Annotated in this window: 12 protein-coding genes and 1 pseudogene; 4 read left to right on the top strand and 9 right to left on the bottom strand. The window is 71.5% G+C overall.

Annotated features, from left to right (window positions below; genetic code table 11):
- Positions 1-117 (top strand): annotated as a pseudogene (locus JIAGA_RS36180) (RidA family protein); the annotation flags it as partial.
- Positions 118-305: 188 nt separating this feature from the next.
- Positions 306-767: an ester cyclase gene (locus JIAGA_RS33285; protein WP_051426243.1), complete on the top strand. Its 462-nt coding sequence runs from the start codon at positions 306-308 to the stop codon at positions 765-767.
- A 40-nt stretch (positions 768-807) separates the two neighbouring features.
- Here JIAGA_RS33285 and JIAGA_RS0118360 read toward each other — a convergent pair whose 3' ends face one another.
- Positions 808-1,377: a TetR/AcrR family transcriptional regulator gene (locus JIAGA_RS0118360; protein ID WP_026876793.1), complete on the bottom strand. Its 570-nt coding sequence runs from the start codon at positions 1,375-1,377 to the stop codon at positions 808-810.
- A 210-nt stretch (positions 1,378-1,587) separates the two neighbouring features.
- On the opposite strand from JIAGA_RS0118360, the gene JIAGA_RS0118355 reads away from it, so the two are divergent.
- Positions 1,588-3,363, top strand: coding sequence for an ABC transporter transmembrane domain-containing protein (locus JIAGA_RS0118355; RefSeq protein WP_026876792.1), 1,776 nt, complete (start codon positions 1,588-1,590; stop codon positions 3,361-3,363).
- 159 nt (positions 3,364-3,522) lie between these two features.
- Here JIAGA_RS0118355 and JIAGA_RS0118350 read toward each other — a convergent pair whose 3' ends face one another.
- Genes JIAGA_RS0118350 through JIAGA_RS0118340 form a run of 3 tightly spaced genes read right to left on the bottom strand, consistent with a single transcriptional unit; the run spans position 3,523 to position 8,290 of the window.
- The gene (locus JIAGA_RS0118350) at positions 3,523-6,252 is read right to left on the bottom strand and encodes a glycoside hydrolase family 38 N-terminal domain-containing protein (protein WP_026876791.1); all 2,730 of its coding nucleotides are present in this window, start codon (positions 6,250-6,252) and stop codon (positions 3,523-3,525) included.
- Complete coding sequence (locus JIAGA_RS30720; RefSeq protein ID WP_211239726.1) at positions 6,249-7,391, bottom strand: Gfo/Idh/MocA family protein; 1,143 nt, start codon at positions 7,389-7,391, stop codon at positions 6,249-6,251. The genes JIAGA_RS0118350 and JIAGA_RS30720 overlap by 4 nt, the downstream gene beginning before the upstream one ends.
- Entirely contained in the window at positions 7,388-8,290 is a 903-nt protein-coding gene (locus JIAGA_RS0118340; protein WP_026876790.1) for a sugar phosphate isomerase/epimerase family protein, read from the bottom strand. The genes JIAGA_RS30720 and JIAGA_RS0118340 overlap by 4 nt, the downstream gene beginning before the upstream one ends.
- A gap of 280 nt (positions 8,291-8,570) precedes the next feature.
- Here JIAGA_RS0118340 and JIAGA_RS0118335 point away from each other — a divergent pair, with 280 nt between their 5' ends.
- On the top strand, positions 8,571-9,557 hold the full coding sequence (locus tag JIAGA_RS0118335) for a sigma-70 family RNA polymerase sigma factor (protein WP_026876789.1): 987 nt from the start codon (positions 8,571-8,573) through the stop codon (positions 9,555-9,557).
- A gap of 78 nt (positions 9,558-9,635) precedes the next feature.
- On the opposite strand, the gene JIAGA_RS0118330 is transcribed toward JIAGA_RS0118335, so the two are convergent.
- The 5 genes from JIAGA_RS0118330 to iolD form a co-directional block, all read right to left on the bottom strand.
- Positions 9,636-10,418: an ATP-binding cassette domain-containing protein gene (locus tag JIAGA_RS0118330; protein ID WP_026876788.1), complete on the bottom strand. Its 783-nt coding sequence runs from the start codon at positions 10,416-10,418 to the stop codon at positions 9,636-9,638.
- 2 nt (positions 10,419-10,420) lie between these two features.
- On the bottom strand, positions 10,421-11,485 hold the full coding sequence (locus JIAGA_RS0118325) for an ABC transporter permease (protein ID WP_026876787.1): 1,065 nt from the start codon (positions 11,483-11,485) through the stop codon (positions 10,421-10,423).
- 7 nt (positions 11,486-11,492) lie between these two features.
- Positions 11,493-12,509, bottom strand: a complete 1,017-nt coding sequence (locus tag JIAGA_RS0118320) for a substrate-binding domain-containing protein (RefSeq protein WP_026876786.1) — start codon at positions 12,507-12,509, stop codon at positions 11,493-11,495.
- Between the two features lie 155 nt (positions 12,510-12,664).
- Complete coding sequence (locus JIAGA_RS0118315; protein ID WP_026876785.1) at positions 12,665-14,158, bottom strand: CoA-acylating methylmalonate-semialdehyde dehydrogenase; 1,494 nt, start codon at positions 14,156-14,158, stop codon at positions 12,665-12,667.
- Positions 14,155-16,095: a 3D-(3,5/4)-trihydroxycyclohexane-1,2-dione acylhydrolase (decyclizing) gene (gene iolD / locus JIAGA_RS0118310; RefSeq protein WP_035812686.1), complete on the bottom strand. Its 1,941-nt coding sequence runs from the start codon at positions 16,093-16,095 to the stop codon at positions 14,155-14,157. The genes JIAGA_RS0118315 and iolD overlap by 4 nt, the downstream gene beginning before the upstream one ends.
- Between the last annotated feature and the right edge of the window lie 12 nt (positions 16,096-16,107).

Below are 16,107 nucleotides of genomic sequence, written 5' to 3'. Positions count from 1 at the left end.
CGGGCTGCGCAGCGCCTGGGCTTCGACCTCGTCCGGCCCATCACCCTGCTGGGCGTCACGGCCCTCGGCGAACCCGATCTGCTGATCGAGGTCGAGGCCGTCGCCGTCCTGCCCTGACGCGGAAGAACCTCGGCCGCTGGCCATGCCGCGCCACCGATCGATTAGGCGTGCAAGCGTCCGCCGAGCCGAGGTGATCGGCCCGCCGACCGAGGGTCAGGCATCCCGTGATCGGGTGCGGACTCCCCTGGCGAAACCGCCGCGCGCGGAGGACCATTGTTTCGTCGGCCTCCCGAGAGGAGCCAGCCATGACCACCTCGCCCGGCGACCCGGACCCAGGCATTGCCGCTGCCGTCAACACCCAAGTCCTCGAGGATCAGGTCGCTGCCATCAACGAGCGGGATGCCACTCGGTTCGCTGCCTTCTACAGTGAAGATGCCGTCGTCCGCGACCCCCAGTACCCAGAACCGCTGGTAGGGCGGGCCGCGGTGGCGAACGATTCCAAGATCTTCTTCACCGCGTTCCCGGACTTGCGGGCCGAGGTGACGTGCATGGTCGCCAGCGGAGCCACCCTTGCGGCAGAGATGACCATCGAGGGCACCCACACCGGCCCGCTGACATTGCCTTCCGGGGAAGTCCCACCCACCGGCAGGCTCCTGAAGTTCGCGATGGCGTTCTTCGCACGTATCGACAACCAGGGCCTGATCGTCGACGAGCGGCGCTACTACGACGTCGCGGACCAGCTCGAACAGCTCGGGCTCGGCACGTAGCGCCGCCCGGGCCTCGCGGCCAGCATCGCCCGACAGGCGCTCAAGGGCGGGGCGAGAGGCCGTAGCGGAAGGTGCGGACGGCGAGCTCGGCGGCCTTGTGGCGCGGCATCCGGCCCGAGGCGGCGGCCTCGGCGGCGACGTAGACCAGCGAGTACACGACGCCGACGGCGAACTCGGCGTCGACGTCCGGGTCGACGGTGCCGTCCCCCTGGGCCGCGCGCACGAGGTCGACCATGTCGTCATCGGAGTCGTCGGTGCGCCAGTTCGGGTTTCCGGCGAACCGGCCGGGATCGGTGAAGAGGAAGACGATGCGGTCGGCCTCCCCGGCGATGGCCATCATGATGTTCTCGATCGATTCGATGGGCGACGCGGAGGCTGCGGTGGCGTCGACCCATAGCCGGTCCAGGACGTCCTGGGCGTCGATCAGCAGCGCGTCCACCAGCGCCTGCCGCTCCGGGAAGTAGCGGTGCAAGGTGCTGCGGCTGACCTCGGCACGGTCGGCGATGTCGCCCAGCGAGGTCGACCAGTCGCGGGCCCACGCAGCGGCCGCCGCGTCGAGGATGGCCCGCCGGGTGCGTTGGCGCACACCGGAATCCGCCTGCGTCGTCATGGGCCGTCATGTTACTAAGCGCTTCCATAAAAGGACAATCGCACTTGAAAATGGGACATCGATGTGTCATTCTGGCGCCGACAGGTCCCATCCACTCGAGGAGCGCCGATGGACCGGCCGCCCGCCAACACCCCGAGCCAGCCGTCGCCCGCGGTCCCCTACCATCAGCCCGGCCAGCCGCCGGACCCTGGCCAGACTCCCGACCTGCCCATGTCCGCCAAGGTCAGGCTGCTGTGGCGCTACGCCCGGCCGCACCGTGCGGTGCTGGTGGTCGGCATCGTGCTCGGCCTGCTCGGCACCGGTGCCGAGCTGGTAACGCCCATGGTCACCAAGAGCGTGCTCGACGGCCTGGAGGTGTCGGCGTCGCTGCGCGGGCCGGTCACCCTGCTGGCGGTTCTGCTGGTGGCGGGCGCCGTCATCGGGCTCGTGCAGGCGATCATGCTCGGCCAGCTCGCCGAGCGGATCATCCTGGCCGCCCGCACCGGCATGGTCCGGCACCTGCTGCGCACCAGGGTCACCGAGCTGGGCAACCGCAGCCCGGGCGAGATGGTCACCCGCGTCACGTCGGACACCATGCTGATCCGCGAGGCCACCACGTCCAGCATCGTCAACGCCGTCAACGGGCTGGTCGGCCTGGTCGGCGCGCTGGTATTCATGGCCTACCTGGACTGGGTGCTCCTGGCGACGACCCTCGGCGTCATCGTCGTCGTCGGCGGGTTGGCCGGCGCCTTGATGCCACGGCTGGCCAAGGCCCAGCAGGAGGCACAGGAGGAGGTCGGAGCGCTGGGCGGCCGCCTGGAGGGCGTGCTGCGGGCGCTGCGCACGGTCAAGGCCGCCCGGGCCGAGGACCGCGAGACCGACCGCATCTCCGGCCACGCCCGCCGCTCGGCCGAGAAGAGCATCCGCGCGGTCAAGATCGAAGCGTGGGCCTGGACCATCACCGGCGGGGGCATCAACCTTGCGGTCATGCTGATCCTCGGCATCGGCGCATACCGCGTGTCGGCCGGCGAGATGACGGTGACGGCGCTGGTGGCGTTCCTGCTCTACGCGTTCCAGCTGATGATGCCAGTGATGTTGCTGACCATGAGCCTGACGGCCATCCAGTCCGGTCTCGCGGCCGCCGCACGCATCGCCGAGATCGACGGCCTCGCCGTCGAGACCGACCCGCCGACGACGACGGCGTCCGCGCCGACCCGTGGCGGGCCCACCGACGCCGCCCCGACGACGCTCGAACTCCACGACGTCGTCTACCGGTACGCGCCCGACGCCGACCCCGCGCTCGACGGCGTTTCGCTCAGCATTCCGCGCCGCGGGCACACCGCCATCATCGGGCCGTCCGGTGCCGGCAAGACGACGGTGTTCTCGCTGCTGCTGAAGTTCCTGCAGCCACAGCGCGGCGAGATCCTGCTCGACGGCCGGCCGTTCGCCGACTGGACCCTCGCCGACCTGCGCGGCCGCATCGCCTACGTCGAACAGGACACCCCGCTGGTCCCGGGCACGCTGCGCGAGAACCTGACCTACGCCGCCCCCGGCGCCGGCGACGACACCGTCTGGGCCGCGCTCGACGTGGTCCGGCTGGCCGACCGGGTCCGCGCGCTCGAGCACGGCCTGGACACCGAGGTGTCACCCACCACCATGTCCGGCGGGGAACGGCAGCGGGTGGCGCTGGCCAGGGCCTTGGTGTCCGACGCCGAGCTGCTGCTGCTCGACGAGGCCACCGCCCAGTTGGACGGGCTCAGCGAGGCGGCCGTGGCCGAGGGCATCCGGCGGCAGGCCGAGAAGGGCGCCGTCGTCACCATTGCGCACCGGCTGTCCACCGTGGTCGACGCCGACCAGATCGTGCTCATGGAGGCCGGCCGGGTCCGCGCCGTCGGCACCCACCCGCAGCTGCTGGAGGCCGACGAGCTCTACCGCGAGCTGGTGGCGGCGCTGCGGATCAACGTCGCGGCGGCCGAGCCACCGGTCGAGGAGCCCAGCGCCGTCTGACCGCCGCCTGATCAGGACCGGCGGGTGGCTGAACGGCAGCACGGCGCGCGCCCACCCCGCCCCGTTGATCTTGGAGTAACTGCCGAATCGCCGTCCGCTTTGTCCGATGGATTCCGCGGTTACTCCAAGATCAACGGGACGTTGGGGACCGTGACCCGCTCAGCTGAGGCGCAGCGTCGCGATCTCCCAGGGTCCGAGCGCGACGTCGAGGTGCCCGCCGGTGACGGTCAACGGCTCCAAGGCGCGGCCGAGCAGGTCGGTGCGGGTGGCGGCGGTGAACGGGCCGGCCACCATCGCCGTCGTCGGCGCGGCGGACATCGCGACCATCCGCACCTCGATCTCGCCGTCGCGGCTGCGGATCGACGACGTCACCACGCCCGGCCCACCGACGGAGATCCCCGCTGACGACGGCGGCAGCGCACCACCCGCCGGCGCCGTCCCCGCGACGGTGAGCGGGTCGTGCCGGAACTCCTCCGCCAGCCGCGGAGCCCGCGCCGGTCCCCAGCCGCCGGCGCGCGGCACGACCGCCAGCCGGGCGCGCACCTGTTCGCCCACGTACTGGGCGCCCGGCACCTCGAACTGCGAGCCTGCCGGCTCGTCGCGCAGCGGGTGCAGGTTGACGCTCATCCAGCCGACGGCCCGCAGCAGTGTCAGCGCGAGGTCGGTTCCGTCGCCGGTGAGCTCGTACTCGGTGACGTGGTCGAGCAGCACGGTCGCGGCACCCGCGGACACGAACGCCGAGGCCGGGAACGTCGGAAGGGGATACTCGCCCCAGCCGCCCTCCGACGTCAGGCCGCGGGCGGTGACCGCGAACTGCCCGTCGGCCGCCGACTCAGTCACGGGCTCCGGCAGCGGCACGTGCAACCGCACCCGGTGGTCGCGGGCCGGGTTGACGAAGGACACGTCGAGCCGGACGAACGGCTCACCCGCACGTAGTTCCACCAGCGTCGTGACCTCGACCGGCACGGTGGCCGCCGACCGGGCGTCGGCGTCCTCGGACAGCGACGACGGCCAGTCGTAGCGGCGCACCACGCGCAGCACACCGCGGAGCGGGCCGGGCTCGTCCACGGTCACGCGCACCGACGACGGCGTGTCCACGAGAACGTCGCCGGCCGGCGGGCCGTAGTTGTAGCTGTCGCCACGGTCGCCGCCGGACACCAGCCGGCCCACTCCGCTCAAGGTGGTGCCGTCGGGGCCGCGAACCTCCAGCGTGCCGTCCTCGGCGACCTCGACCCGCACGTCCGCGGACTCCAGGACATGGCCATTGACGACGGCAACGCTCTCAGCCGGCCGCGACTCCCCCGTGGCCGCGGCCTCCTGCGTCACCCGCACCGCCGTCTGCCCGGACGCGTCCAGTGGGACCGCGACCAACACCCGGCGGCGTTGCTCGGCGACCGTGCGCACCCGCCAGCCGCCCGGCTCGGCCTCGGCCGCGGCGGACAGCTCCGAGCGCAGCGCGGCGAGGTCGAAATCGGGCGTCGACGGCACCGTCGCGACGGCGAAGTCCAGTGCGCCGGGCCGCACCGTGTAGTGCTCGATCTGCTGGCCGAACAGCTCGCGACCGTGGATGCGGCGCAGCACCTTCTCCAGGTCGCCCGCGGCCAGCTTTTCGTCGCCGAGCGTCGTCTCCGAGCGCCCGAGTTCCTGCACCGCAACCGCGGTGCCGCCCGCCGTGACCGCCGTCACCGGCGCCGCCGGATCAGGTGCGGCGACGTCGAGCTCCACCAGCACGGTGCGCGGCCACGGGACGGTGTTGACCACCAGGTGCGCGTCCGACGGCACCGTGGTCGCCATCGTGCTCAGCACGCCGCTGCGGACCGCCCGGCCGATCTGGGCGGCCTCGGCCAGTCGCGCCGCCACCTGGTCGGCGGTCTCGTCGACGCCGCAACCGGTGACGGAGTCGTGCGCGGTGCACTCGACGATGCGCCGCCAGGCCAGGTCGAAGAACCGGTAGCGCTCCCCCGGCGTCGCGGCGTCGTACTGGGCGGCCAGCGCTTCGGCCTCGCCGACCACCCGCTCGGCCCGCGCCATCGCCTGCTTCAGGCCGACCCGGATGGAGATGACCCCGGGCAGGATGTTGCCGCGGGCGTGGCTGCGCAGTTCGCCGACGACCACCGGCAGGCTCGGGTCGTCGGGCCGGAACCGGGTGACGTACTCGGCCAGGCCGGCCACGGCGAGCCCACGTCCACCCGGCCCACGCACCAGGTCCATCAGGTCCGGGCGGGGCGCGGAATGGTCCGTGCCCAGCATGCCGAGCACCGGGTGGTCGCCGTACCAGGACCGGGTCTCCTCGCGGTACGCCGCCACCGCCTCACCCAGCCGCTCCGGCAGCGCGAACACGTCCAGCGCATTGCCGTATCCGTCGAACAGGTACTCCACCCGCACGGCGCTGCCGTCGGGCGCCTCCCAGCGGAAGCCGTGAGTGGCCAGGGCACCTGGAGCGCCGCGCCACAGGGCCGCGTGCTGGATCCCGGCGCGGGCCAGGATCTGCGGCATCTGTGCCGTATGGCCGAACATGTCCGGCAGGTACCCCACCGGCATGGCCCCGCCGAGGGCCGTCGCCCCCTGCCAGCCCAGCTCGAGGTTGCGCACGATGGTCTCGCCGGAGCAGAGGAACTCATCGAGCAGGATGAGCCATGGCCCGACGCTCAGCTGCCCGCTCGCCACCAGAGCGGCGACCCGGGACCGGTTTTCCGGCCGGATCGCCAGGTAGTCCTCGACCGCGGCGAACTGCCCGTCCAGCGTGAACCGGAACGCAGGATCCGCCTCGGCCCGGGCGATGACGTCGTCGACGACGTCCACCAGTTTGAACCGGAACACCTGGAACGGCTCGTACCATTCGCGGTCCCAGTGGGTGTGCGGGACCAGGACGATGTCGGGCTCCGTCATGACTTCGCCGCCTCCCCGGTCAGGGTGTCGTCGCCGGCCAGGGCGCGCAGGATGCGCTGGCTGGTGAGGATGTCGGCGCGGCCCTCGGCGACCCCGGCTCGCGGCCGCTGACCTTCGGTCACCATGCGGTGGAAGTCGACCAGTTCGTTCTCGAACGACTCGTCGGTGGAGACGAACTCGGACCGCACGACCCCGCCCGCCGCGGCGTTCTCCGGCCGCGACACCGCCTCCAGCCGGGTCGGGTTGTTGACCACGTACGGCGTGCCGAACGTCAGCCGCAGCGAGCCGCCGGCGTGGTGCACCACCAGAGACTCCTCATACGCCGGGTAGTCGGGCAGGTAGTGCCAGCTCATCCGGGCCCGCACGGTGCCGGGCAGCCAGCCGTCGACCTCGACCGACGGCGGGAACGCGTCGTCGGGCCAGGCGCGGGCGCCGTCGACGGCGACCAGCCCGCCGAACAGCGTCCGCAGCAGGGACGTGTCGTGCACCAGGCTGCCCAGGACGACGTTCGCGTACAGGTCGCGCAACCGCTGCGGGGTGCCGGCGCCGATCGCGGTGTCCAGCAGCCCTTCGGAGTCCGCCCGGACCCGTGCCAGCGCCTTTGGGTCGACGTCGGCCGGTGCCGGCCGCAGGTTGGCGAAGTCCAGCTGCGATGCGCCGGTCGGGTGCAGCACGCACACCTCGACCGCGCGGACGCCGTCGACGCCGGCCAGCAGGTCGGCCAGCCGCCAGACGGCTTCGTCGTGCTCCTTCATGTACGCCAGCAGCAGCGCAGGGCGGCCCAGCGCGGCTTCGGCCTCGGCCAGCACGTCGGCCTCGGCGAGGGTGTAAGCCAGCGGCTTCTCGCAGAAGACGGCGACACCGTGGCTCAGGGCCCGCAGTGCGGCGTCGCCGTGCGAGCCGGACGTGAGCAGCACGACGCCGTCGATCTCGGCCTCGGCGAGCATGGTGCCGACGTCGGCGTACCGGCGCTCGGCGGGGACGCCGTACTGGTCGCCGACCGCGTCGCGCAGCGACGGCGACAGGTCACAGACCGCGGCCAGCTCGAACAGATCCCACCGGCGGGTGATGAGCGGCAGGTGCACGGATTGCGCGACGGCGCCGAGGCCGGCGACGGCGATCCGCACCCGCTCGGTCACGGGAACCACCGCCGCAGCGCCTCGCGGTTCGCCCGCTGGTCCTCGATCACCCGGCCGGGCGGGTCGGACGGCGACGGCATCACGTCCTGCTCGACGACCAGCCAGCCGTCGAAGCCGCTGTCCTGGACGGCTCCCATGAAGCCGTCGACGTCGAGGTCACCGGCGCCGAGCTCGACGAATGCGCGCCGTTCCCAAACGGCCCGCATGCCGGCCTTCTCGCGCACCACCTGGTCGAGCACGTCGGTGCGGGCGTCCTTGAGATGCAGGTGGTTGATCCGCTTGCCCCAGCGCCGCCAGCCCTCGACCGGGTCGCCGCCACCGATGAGCAGGTGGCCGCTGTCGAACGTGAGGCCCACGTCCGTGCGGGCCAGGAACTCGTCGATCTCCGCCGGCGTCTCGACATAGGTGCAGGCGTGGTGGTGGAAGGTGGGCTCCAGTCCGGCGTCACGGACCCGGCGGGCCGCGGTGGCGACGTTCGCCGTGAGCCGGTCCCAGCCCTTCTCGTCCAGGCTGAGGCCGGGCGCCGCACCGCCCGGGTTGGCCCGGCGGCGCTCGTCGCCGGCGTCGGCGAGGGTGGGCAGCGGCGGACGCGACGGGTCGACCTCGGCGGCCGCCACGAACACCTCGAGCGCGTCGTCGAGCACCGGCAGCGCGGCACGGAACGCGTCGTCGTCGGTGAACGGCAGGTCCACCCAGCCGCCGACGAGGGTGAGGCCGTACGTCGTCAGCCGGCGCCGCAGCTCGTCACCTCGGCCCAGCCAGCCGACCGGGCCGAGGTCCACGCCGTCGTACCCGAGGTCGCGCAGCGGCGCGAGGATCTCCTCCGGTTCCGGGAGCGGTTGGTCCGCTGTCAGCTCGAAGACCCCGAAGCTCACCGGAGCGCCCGCAATCCCCTTCATCGCCACACCATTTCCCATTCGTCCTCGAGCCCGACCCCGCCGAGCCCGCGCGACTTTGTCATGACAACAGTACGTACGGTCAGCCTGCCATGTACCGGTGGGTCTCGAAAACGGACGGGCCGGTATCGTTACCGGAGCGGCACGGTCCCTTATCACGAAACCCGGCATCTGAACACTTCTCCCGGGAATCTTCCCTCCGTCTCGTGCGTTGAGAACGTATGTTCGCTGATCGTGCGGGTACGGTCCGGACACCGACTCGACCTCGAGGGGGACAACACTGATGGCAGCTGCTGCACCCAAGGCCGGTAACGCGAGCACGTCGCGGCGCAGGCAGGCGCGCTCCGATGGCGAGCCTGACCTGGTCGGTCGGTACCTGGCGCAGCTCGGTTCCACCCCGCTGCTGTCCGCGGCCGAAGAGGTCGAGCTGGCCAAGCGCATCGAGGTCGGCGTCTACGCCGAGCAGCTCCTGGCCGGCACCGTGCCCACCAAGCGCAAGCTCACCGGGAAGCACCGCGCCCAGCTCGAGGCCCTGGTCCGTGACGGCCAGTCCGCCCGCGACCACATGATCCGCGCCAACCTGCGCCTGGTCGTGTCGGTCGCACGAAAGCTGTCCGGCCGCGGGCTGCCCTTCCTCGACGTCATCCAGGAAGGGAACCTGGGGCTTATCCGCGCGGTCGAGAAGTTCGACTACGCCAAGGGATTCAAGTTCTCCACCTACGCCACGTGGTGGATCCGGCAGGCCATCCAGCGCGGCCTGGCCGAGCAGACCCGCACCGTGCGGCTGCCGGTGCACGTGTCCGAGACAGTCGCCAAGCTGCACCGCATCGACCGCGACCTGCAGCGGCTGCTGGGCCGCGACCCGACGGTCGAGGAGGTCGCCGAGGAGGCCGGACTGCCGCCCGAGAAGGTGGTCGAACTGCGCCGGGTCTCCCGCGACCCGCTCAGCCTCGACACCCCCATCGGCGACGACGGCGAGTCCAGCATCGGCGAGCTGATCGAGGACGACGACGCCGTCCAGGCCAGCGACCTGGTCGAGCGGCGGGCGCTGAGCGAGCAGCTGCGTAGCGTCCTGGACTCCCTGCCCACCCGCGAGGCGAAGATCATCGGGATGCGGTACGGACTGGTCGACGGGCACGAGCACACCCTGCAGGACGTCGCCGACGAGGTCGGCGTGTCCCGCGAGCGGGTGCGGCAGCTGGAGAAGCACGCGCTGATGCTGCTGCGCGACCCGCGGCGCAACGAGGCGCTGATGGCCTGGGCCAGCTGACCCTGGCCCAGCTTCCATGATCATCAAGAGTTGGCCCGGTGATGGCCGGATCAACTCTTGATGATCATCGGGCGGGGGTCAGCGGCGCAGCTCGTGAGCCAGCGTGCCCAGCTCGTCGCCGCCGGCCATCTCCTGCGTTAGCTGGTCCAAGGTGATCTCCGAGCGGCGGCAGTCCAGGTTCATCCGGCCCCGTTTCAGCACGATGAAGTGGTCGCCGACGAGGAACGCGTGGTGCGGGTTGTGGGTGATGAACACCACGCCCAGACCGGCGTCGCGGGCCCGCGCGGTGTACTTGAGCACCACCCCGGACTGCTTGACGCCCAGCGCGGCGGTCGGCTCGTCGAGGATCAGCACCCGGGCGCCGAAGTAGACCGCCCTGGCGATCGCCACGCACTGGCGCTGCCCGCCGGAGAGCTCACCGATCGGCTGGTCGATGTCGGCCAGCTCGATGCCCATCTTGGCCAGCTCCTCGCGGGCGGTGCGCCGCATACCGTCGGTGTCGAGCATCTTGACCGGCCCGATGCCGCGGCGGATCTCGGAGCCGAGGAAGAAGTTGCGCCACACCTCCATCAGCGACACGACCGCGAGGTCCTGGTAGACCGTCGCGATGCCGCGGTCCAGAGCCTCGCGGGGCGAGCCGAACACCGTCTCCTCGCCGTCGACCCGCATCACCCCGGCGGTGTGCTGGTGCAGCCCTGACATGATCTTGATCAGCGTCGACTTGCCCGCGCCGTTGTCGCCCAGCACGCAGGTGATCTCGCCGGCACGCACGGTCATCGACACGTCGGTCAGCGCCTGGATGGCGCCGTAGTGCTTGCCGACCTTGTCCATCTCGATGAGCGGGGTCTCCACGTCGGCCATCGCTACCTCCGAGCCGCGAGCTTCTTGACGTACAGGTTTGTCAGGGTCGCGAGGATCAGCATCGCGCCGAGGAACGTCATGTACCAGTCGGGATTCCAGCCGGCGTAGACGATGCCCTGCCGTGTCATGCCGAAGATGAACGCGCCGATGGCTGCCCCGACCGCCGACCCGTAGCCGCCGGTCAGCAGGCAGCCGCCGATGACCGCGGCGATGATGTACTGGAACTCGTTGCCGACGCCCTCGCCGGCCTGCACGGTCTGCAGCGAGAACAGCAGGTGCATGCCGACGAACCAGGCGGCGAACCCGACGCCCATGTACAACCCGATCTTCACCTTCGCCACCGGCACGCCAACGGCGCGGGCGCTGGCCTGGTTGCCGCCGACGGCGAAGATCCAGTTGCCGACGCGGGTGCGCAGCAGCACCCAGGTGGCGACGGCGACGAACAGCAGCCACCACAGGATGATGGTGCGGAACCGGACCCCGCCGATGTCCCATTCCGAAGCGAACACGGCCTGCAGCGACCCGAACCCGTCCATGTCGGAGATGCGCTGGGTCGAGACGGTGCCGGTGATCAGCCGGGTCACCGCGAGGTTGACGCCCTGGAGCATGAGGAACGTACCCAGTGTCACCAGGAAGCTGGGTAGTCCGGTCCGCACCACCAGGAAGCCGTTGAGCAGGCCGATGCCCAGCGAGACCGCGAGGGCCGCGAACACGCCCACCCACACGTTGAGCGTCAGCTGGTAGCTCAGCTCCGCAGCGGTGATGGCCGACGTCGTCACCGCGACACCAGCGGACAGGTCGAACTCCCCGCCGATCATGAGCAGGGCCACCGCGACGGCCATGATGCCCAGCACCGAGGCCTCGTAGGTGATGGTGGCGAACGAGTCCACCCGCCGGAACGGGCCGGCCAGCGCGAAGAAGAACACGAAGATGACGACCGCGCCCACCAGCGAGCCGGTCTCGGGGCGCAGGAACAGCTGTCGCAGCAGGGACCGCCGCGGACGCTGGCCGGTGCTGCCGGGTCCGGCGTCCGCCGGCCCCGGGCGGGCTTCGACGACGTCGCTCATCGCAGCGTCACCTCGTCCCGCGCTGCGCGTACTCGGCGACCTCGGCGATGTTCTCGCTGGTGATGAACGAGGGCCCGGTGAGCACGGCCTCGCCGCCGCCGATGTCGTTGCCGTTGGTGATCTGCAGCCAGAGGCCGGTCACGGCCAGATACCCCTGCAGGTAGGGCTGCTGGTCGACGGCCCAGAGAACGTCGCCGGCCTCGATGGCGGCCACCAGGTCGGCGTTGGTGTCGAACGTGACCACCTGCGCGGACGCGCCGGCGTCGGCGACGGACTGGACGGCGGTGACGGCGAACGGCGCGCCGAGCGTCAGCACCCGTTCGATGTCCGGGTCCTCGGCCAGCTTGGCCTGGATGGTGGAACGGACCGACGGCATGTTCGTGCCGTCGACGTAGAGCTTCTCCATGGTGCCGGTGAACGTCGACGCGGCGCCGTCGCAGCGCGCCTCCAGCGAAACGCTGCCCTGCTCGTGCAGGACGCACAGGACGCTGCCGACGCCCTCCTCGCTGAGCCGCTCCCCCGCGGCCTGGCCGGCGATGGCTTCGTCCTGGCCGTAGAACATGATGGCGCCGGCGGCCTCCCAGGCGTCCATGCCGGAGTTGACGCCGACGACGGGGATGCCGGCCTGGACGGCCTGCTGGACGCTCGGGGTCATCGCGTCCGGCTTATTCATCGTCACCGCGATGCCGTCCACCTGAGAGTCGACGGCGTTCTGCACGAGGTTCGCCTGCCGCAGGCCCTCGGGGTCGTTGGAGTAGACCAGTTCGATGTTGTGCCGGGCGGCTGCCTCCTCCGCGCCGGCCCGGACGATGGTCCAGAACGTGTCGCCCGGGGCTTCGTGGGTGACGAAGGCGACGGTGAACTGCGGCGGTCCGGCATTTCCGGCGGCCGCCGCCCGTTCGCGTTCCTCCTCGGCCTCGCGTCCGCCGGAGCTGCTACAGGCCGCCGTCGTCAGAGCGAGGACGGCGGCCAGCGCGGCCCCGGCGGCCGCCCTGCGGGGTCTCATGGGTCGGTATCGTCGCATCGTTGCGATCTCCTCACCTGACGGTGCGGAGCCCCGCGACCGGCAGGCGGCGGGGTCCCGCGCGGCGGGAATCGGGGGACCCCCCGCGGCCGGGCCCGCCCGCCGACGCGACCCCGGCCGATCACTCGGCGGCTACTGGACTATCACGAGAACGATCAGGACGTGGTCGGGAAGTGGTAGCTGGCCCCGATGGCGTGTTCGACCCGCGGCCAGCGGGACGTCACCACCTTGGCCCGGGTGTAGAACGCGACCCCTTCCGGGCCGTGGATGTGCGACTGGCCGAACAGCGAGTCCTTCCAGCCGCCGAACGAGTAATAGGCCATCGGCACCGGGATCGGGACGTTCACGCCGATCATCCCGACCTTCACGCCGCGCTGGAACCGGCGGGCCGCCTCGCCGTTGCTGGTGAAGATGGCCGTGCCGTTGCCGTACGGGTTGGCGTTGATCAGCTCGATCGCGGCGTCGACGTCGTCGGTGCGCACCACGGACAGCACCGGGCCGAAGATCTCGTCGCGGTAGACGTCCATCTCCGGTGTCACCCGGTCCAGCACCGTGGGGCCGACGAAGAAACCGTCGTGTCCCGGGACGGTGAGGCCGCGGCCGTCGACGGCGAGGGTGGCGCCCTGCTTTTCACCGGAGTCGATGTAACCGAGGATGCGGTCGCGGGCCGCCGCCGTGATGACCGGGCCCATCTCGCTGGACTCGTCGCGCCCCGGGCCGACCTTGACCGCGGCGGCCTTCGCGGCCACCGCCTCGACCAGCTCGTCGGCGCCGCGGCCCACCGCGACCGCCGCGGAGATGGCCATGCACCGCTCCCCCGCCGACCCCATGGCCGCGGCGACCAGGTGGTCGGAGGCGAAGTCGACGTCCGCGTCGGGCAGCACGACGGCGTGGTTCTTCGCGCCGCCCAGCGCCTGCACCCGCTTGCCGTTGGCGCTGGCCTTGCCATGGATGTACCGCGCGATCGGGGTGGAGCCGACGAACGACACCGCGGCCACGTCCGGGTGGTCGAGCAGCGCGTCCACGGCGGTCTTGTCGCCGTTCACGACGTTGAAGACGCCGTCGGGCAGGCCGGCCTCCGACCACAGCTTCGCCACCAGCATCGACGCCGACGGGTCCCGCTCGCTGGGCTTCAGCACGAACGCGTTGCCGCAGGCGATCGCCACCGGGTGCATCCACATCGGGACCATGACGGGGAAGTTGAACGGCGTGATGCCGGCGACCACACCCAGCGGCTCGCGGAAGCTGAACACGTCGACGCCGGTGGACACCTGGTCGGAGTACTCACCCTTGAGCAGCTGCGGGATGCCGCAGGCGAACTCCACGACCTCCAGGCCGCGCTGCACCTCGCCGAGGGCGTCGGAGACCACCTTGCCGTGCTCGTCGGCGATGATCTCTGCCAGCTCGCGGGCATGCCGGGAGACCAGCTCGCGGAACGCGAACAGCACCTTCGTCCGCTTCGTCAGCGACGCCTGGGACCAGCTCTCGAACGCGGTCTTGGCGGCAGCAACTGCAACACCGATGTCCGCGGTCTCCGCCAACAGCACCTCGGCCTGCTGCTCACCGCTGGCCGGGTTCCACACCGGGGCGGTGCGGGTCGACCCGGCCCGGGTGGTGCCGCCGCCGATCCAGTGCTCGATGGTCCTCATGCGTCGCTCTCCTTCGTCCGCTCCGGGCCGATCAACGGCCGTTGCGCCTTCTTGTGCCGCTCGTACTCCGCACGGGCGGCGCGGGTGGTGTCCAGCGCCGCCGTCTCGCTCACCGGCACGTCCCACCAGGAGTCGCTGTCCGGTGCGCCGCCCAGCGGATCGGTCTCGACGTGGACCAGCACCGGGCCGCCGTCGGCCGGCGCCTGCTTGGCGTCACGCAGTGCGGCCTTCAGCTCGTCGACCGTGTCCACCCGCATGACGCGCACGCCAAGGCTGGCCGCGTTGGCCGCCAGGTCGACCGGCAGCACGTCGCCGTCGAGCCGGCCGGACCCGCCGGAGCGGTACCGGTACGAGGTGCCGAACCGCTGCGACCCCAGCGACTCCGACAGCGAGCCGATGGATGCGAAGCCGTGGTTCTGCACCAGCACCACGATGATTTTGATGCGCTCCTGAACGGCGGTGACCAGCTCCTGCGCCATCATCAGGTAGGAACCGTCGCCCACCAGCACGAACACGTCGCGGTCCGGGTCCTGGGCGAGGATGGCCATGCGGACCCCGACTCCGGCGGCGATCTCGTAGCCCATGGTCGAGTAGCCGTACTCGACGTGATAGCCCTTCGGGTCGCGGGTGCGCCACAGCTTGTGCAGCTCGCCCGGCATCGATCCGGCCGCGTTGATGACGACGTCGCGCGGGGCGCTGACCTCGTTGACCGCGCCGATGACCTCGGTCTGCGCCGGCAGCGTCGGCCGAGACGCGTCTGGGTGACCGCGCCCCGCCGTGTAGGCGGCCTCGACGACGGCGTCCCAGTCGGCGTTCAGCGTGGCGGCCAGCTCGCGGTAGCCGCCGCCGGTCTGCCAGCCGGCAAGTGCCGCCGTCATGGCCTCCAACGCGGCCCGGGCGTCGGCGACCACCGGCAGACCGGCATGCTTGACGCCGTCGAAGCCGGCGATGTTGACGTTGACGAACCGCACGCCGGGGTCCTGGAACGCGGTCCGGGACGCCGTGGTGAAGTCGCTGTAGCGGGTGCCGATGCCGATGACGACGTCGGCCTCGCGCGCGAACCGGTTGGCCGCTGTCGTGCCGGTGGCCCCGACCGCGCCGAGCGACAGCGGGTGGTCGTACGGCAGGCTGCCCTTGCCGGCCTGGGTTTCCGCGACCGGGATGCCGGTGGCCTCGGCGAACGCCCGCAGCGCTTCGGTGGCCTCGCTGTAGATGACACCGCCGCCGGCCACGACGAGCGGCCGCTTGGCGGCCCGGATGACGTCGACGGCGCGGCCCAGCGCGGCCGGCTCGGGTACCGGCCGGGCGACGTGCCAGACCCGCTTCGCGAACAGCTCGGCGGGCCAGTCGTAGGCCTGCGCCTGCACGTCCTGCGGCAGCGCGACGGTCACCGCGCCGGTCTCGGCCGGGTCGGTCAGGACGCGCATCGCACCCAGCAGCGCCGCAGGCAGCTGCTCGGGCCGCCACACCCGGTCGAAGTACCGCGACACCGGCCGGAACGTGTCGTTGACCGTCACGTCGGGTGCGTGCGGCAGCTCCAGCTGCTGCAGCACCGGGTCCGCGACCCTGGTCGCGAACACGTCGCCGGGCAGGAGCAGCACCGGCAGCCGGTTGATGGTGGCCAGCGCCGCGCCGGTCACCATGTTCGTCGCACCCGGCCCGATGGACGACGTGCAGGCCAGCGTGGAGAGCCGGTTGCGCATCCGGGCGAACCCGACCGCCGCGTGCACCATGCCCTGCTCGTTGCGCGCCTGGTAGTACGGCAGCGCGGCGGGGTCGTCCAGCTCCGCTTCCAGCAGTGCCTGCCCGATGCCGGCGACGTTGCCGTGCCCGAAGATGCCGAAGCACCCTTCGAAGAGCCGGTGCTCGACGCCGTCGCGCTCGGTGTGCTGGGCGGCCAGGAACCGGACGGTGGCCTGCCCGACCGTCAGCCTCATGATCTCTCCTTT

Source organism: Jiangella gansuensis DSM 44835 (genome assembly GCF_000515395.1).
Lineage (GTDB): Bacteria > Actinomycetota > Actinomycetes > Jiangellales > Jiangellaceae > Jiangella > Jiangella gansuensis.
The sequence above is the reverse complement of the archived record's forward strand: the minus strand, read 5'-3'. Positions and strand labels throughout refer to the sequence as shown.

Coding starts and splice junctions, on each gene's coding strand:
- JIAGA_RS0118325 (WP_026876787.1), bottom strand. CDS start 11,485: ATGAGCGACGTCGTCGAAGCCCGCCCGGGGCCGGCGGACGCCGGACCC.
- JIAGA_RS33285 (WP_051426243.1), top strand. CDS start 306: ATGACCACCTCGCCCGGCGACCCGGACCCAGGCATTGCCGCTGCCGTC.
- JIAGA_RS0118335 (WP_026876789.1), top strand. CDS start 8,571: ATGGCAGCTGCTGCACCCAAGGCCGGTAACGCGAGCACGTCGCGGCGC.
- JIAGA_RS0118315 (WP_026876785.1), bottom strand. CDS start 14,158: ATGAGGACCATCGAGCACTGGATCGGCGGCGGCACCACCCGGGCCGGG.
- JIAGA_RS0118340 (WP_026876790.1), bottom strand. CDS start 8,290: ATGAAGGGGATTGCGGGCGCTCCGGTGAGCTTCGGGGTCTTCGAGCTG.
- JIAGA_RS0118350 (WP_026876791.1), bottom strand. CDS start 6,252: ATGACGGAGCCCGACATCGTCCTGGTCCCGCACACCCACTGGGACCGC.
- JIAGA_RS0118355 (WP_026876792.1), top strand. CDS start 1,588: ATGTCCGCCAAGGTCAGGCTGCTGTGGCGCTACGCCCGGCCGCACCGT.
- JIAGA_RS0118360 (WP_026876793.1), bottom strand. CDS start 1,377: ATGACGACGCAGGCGGATTCCGGTGTGCGCCAACGCACCCGGCGGGCC.
- JIAGA_RS0118320 (WP_026876786.1), bottom strand. CDS start 12,509: ATGCGACGATACCGACCCATGAGACCCCGCAGGGCGGCCGCCGGGGCC.
- iolD (WP_035812686.1), bottom strand. CDS start 16,095: ATGAGGCTGACGGTCGGGCAGGCCACCGTCCGGTTCCTGGCCGCCCAG.
- JIAGA_RS0118330 (WP_026876788.1), bottom strand. CDS start 10,418: ATGGCCGACGTGGAGACCCCGCTCATCGAGATGGACAAGGTCGGCAAG.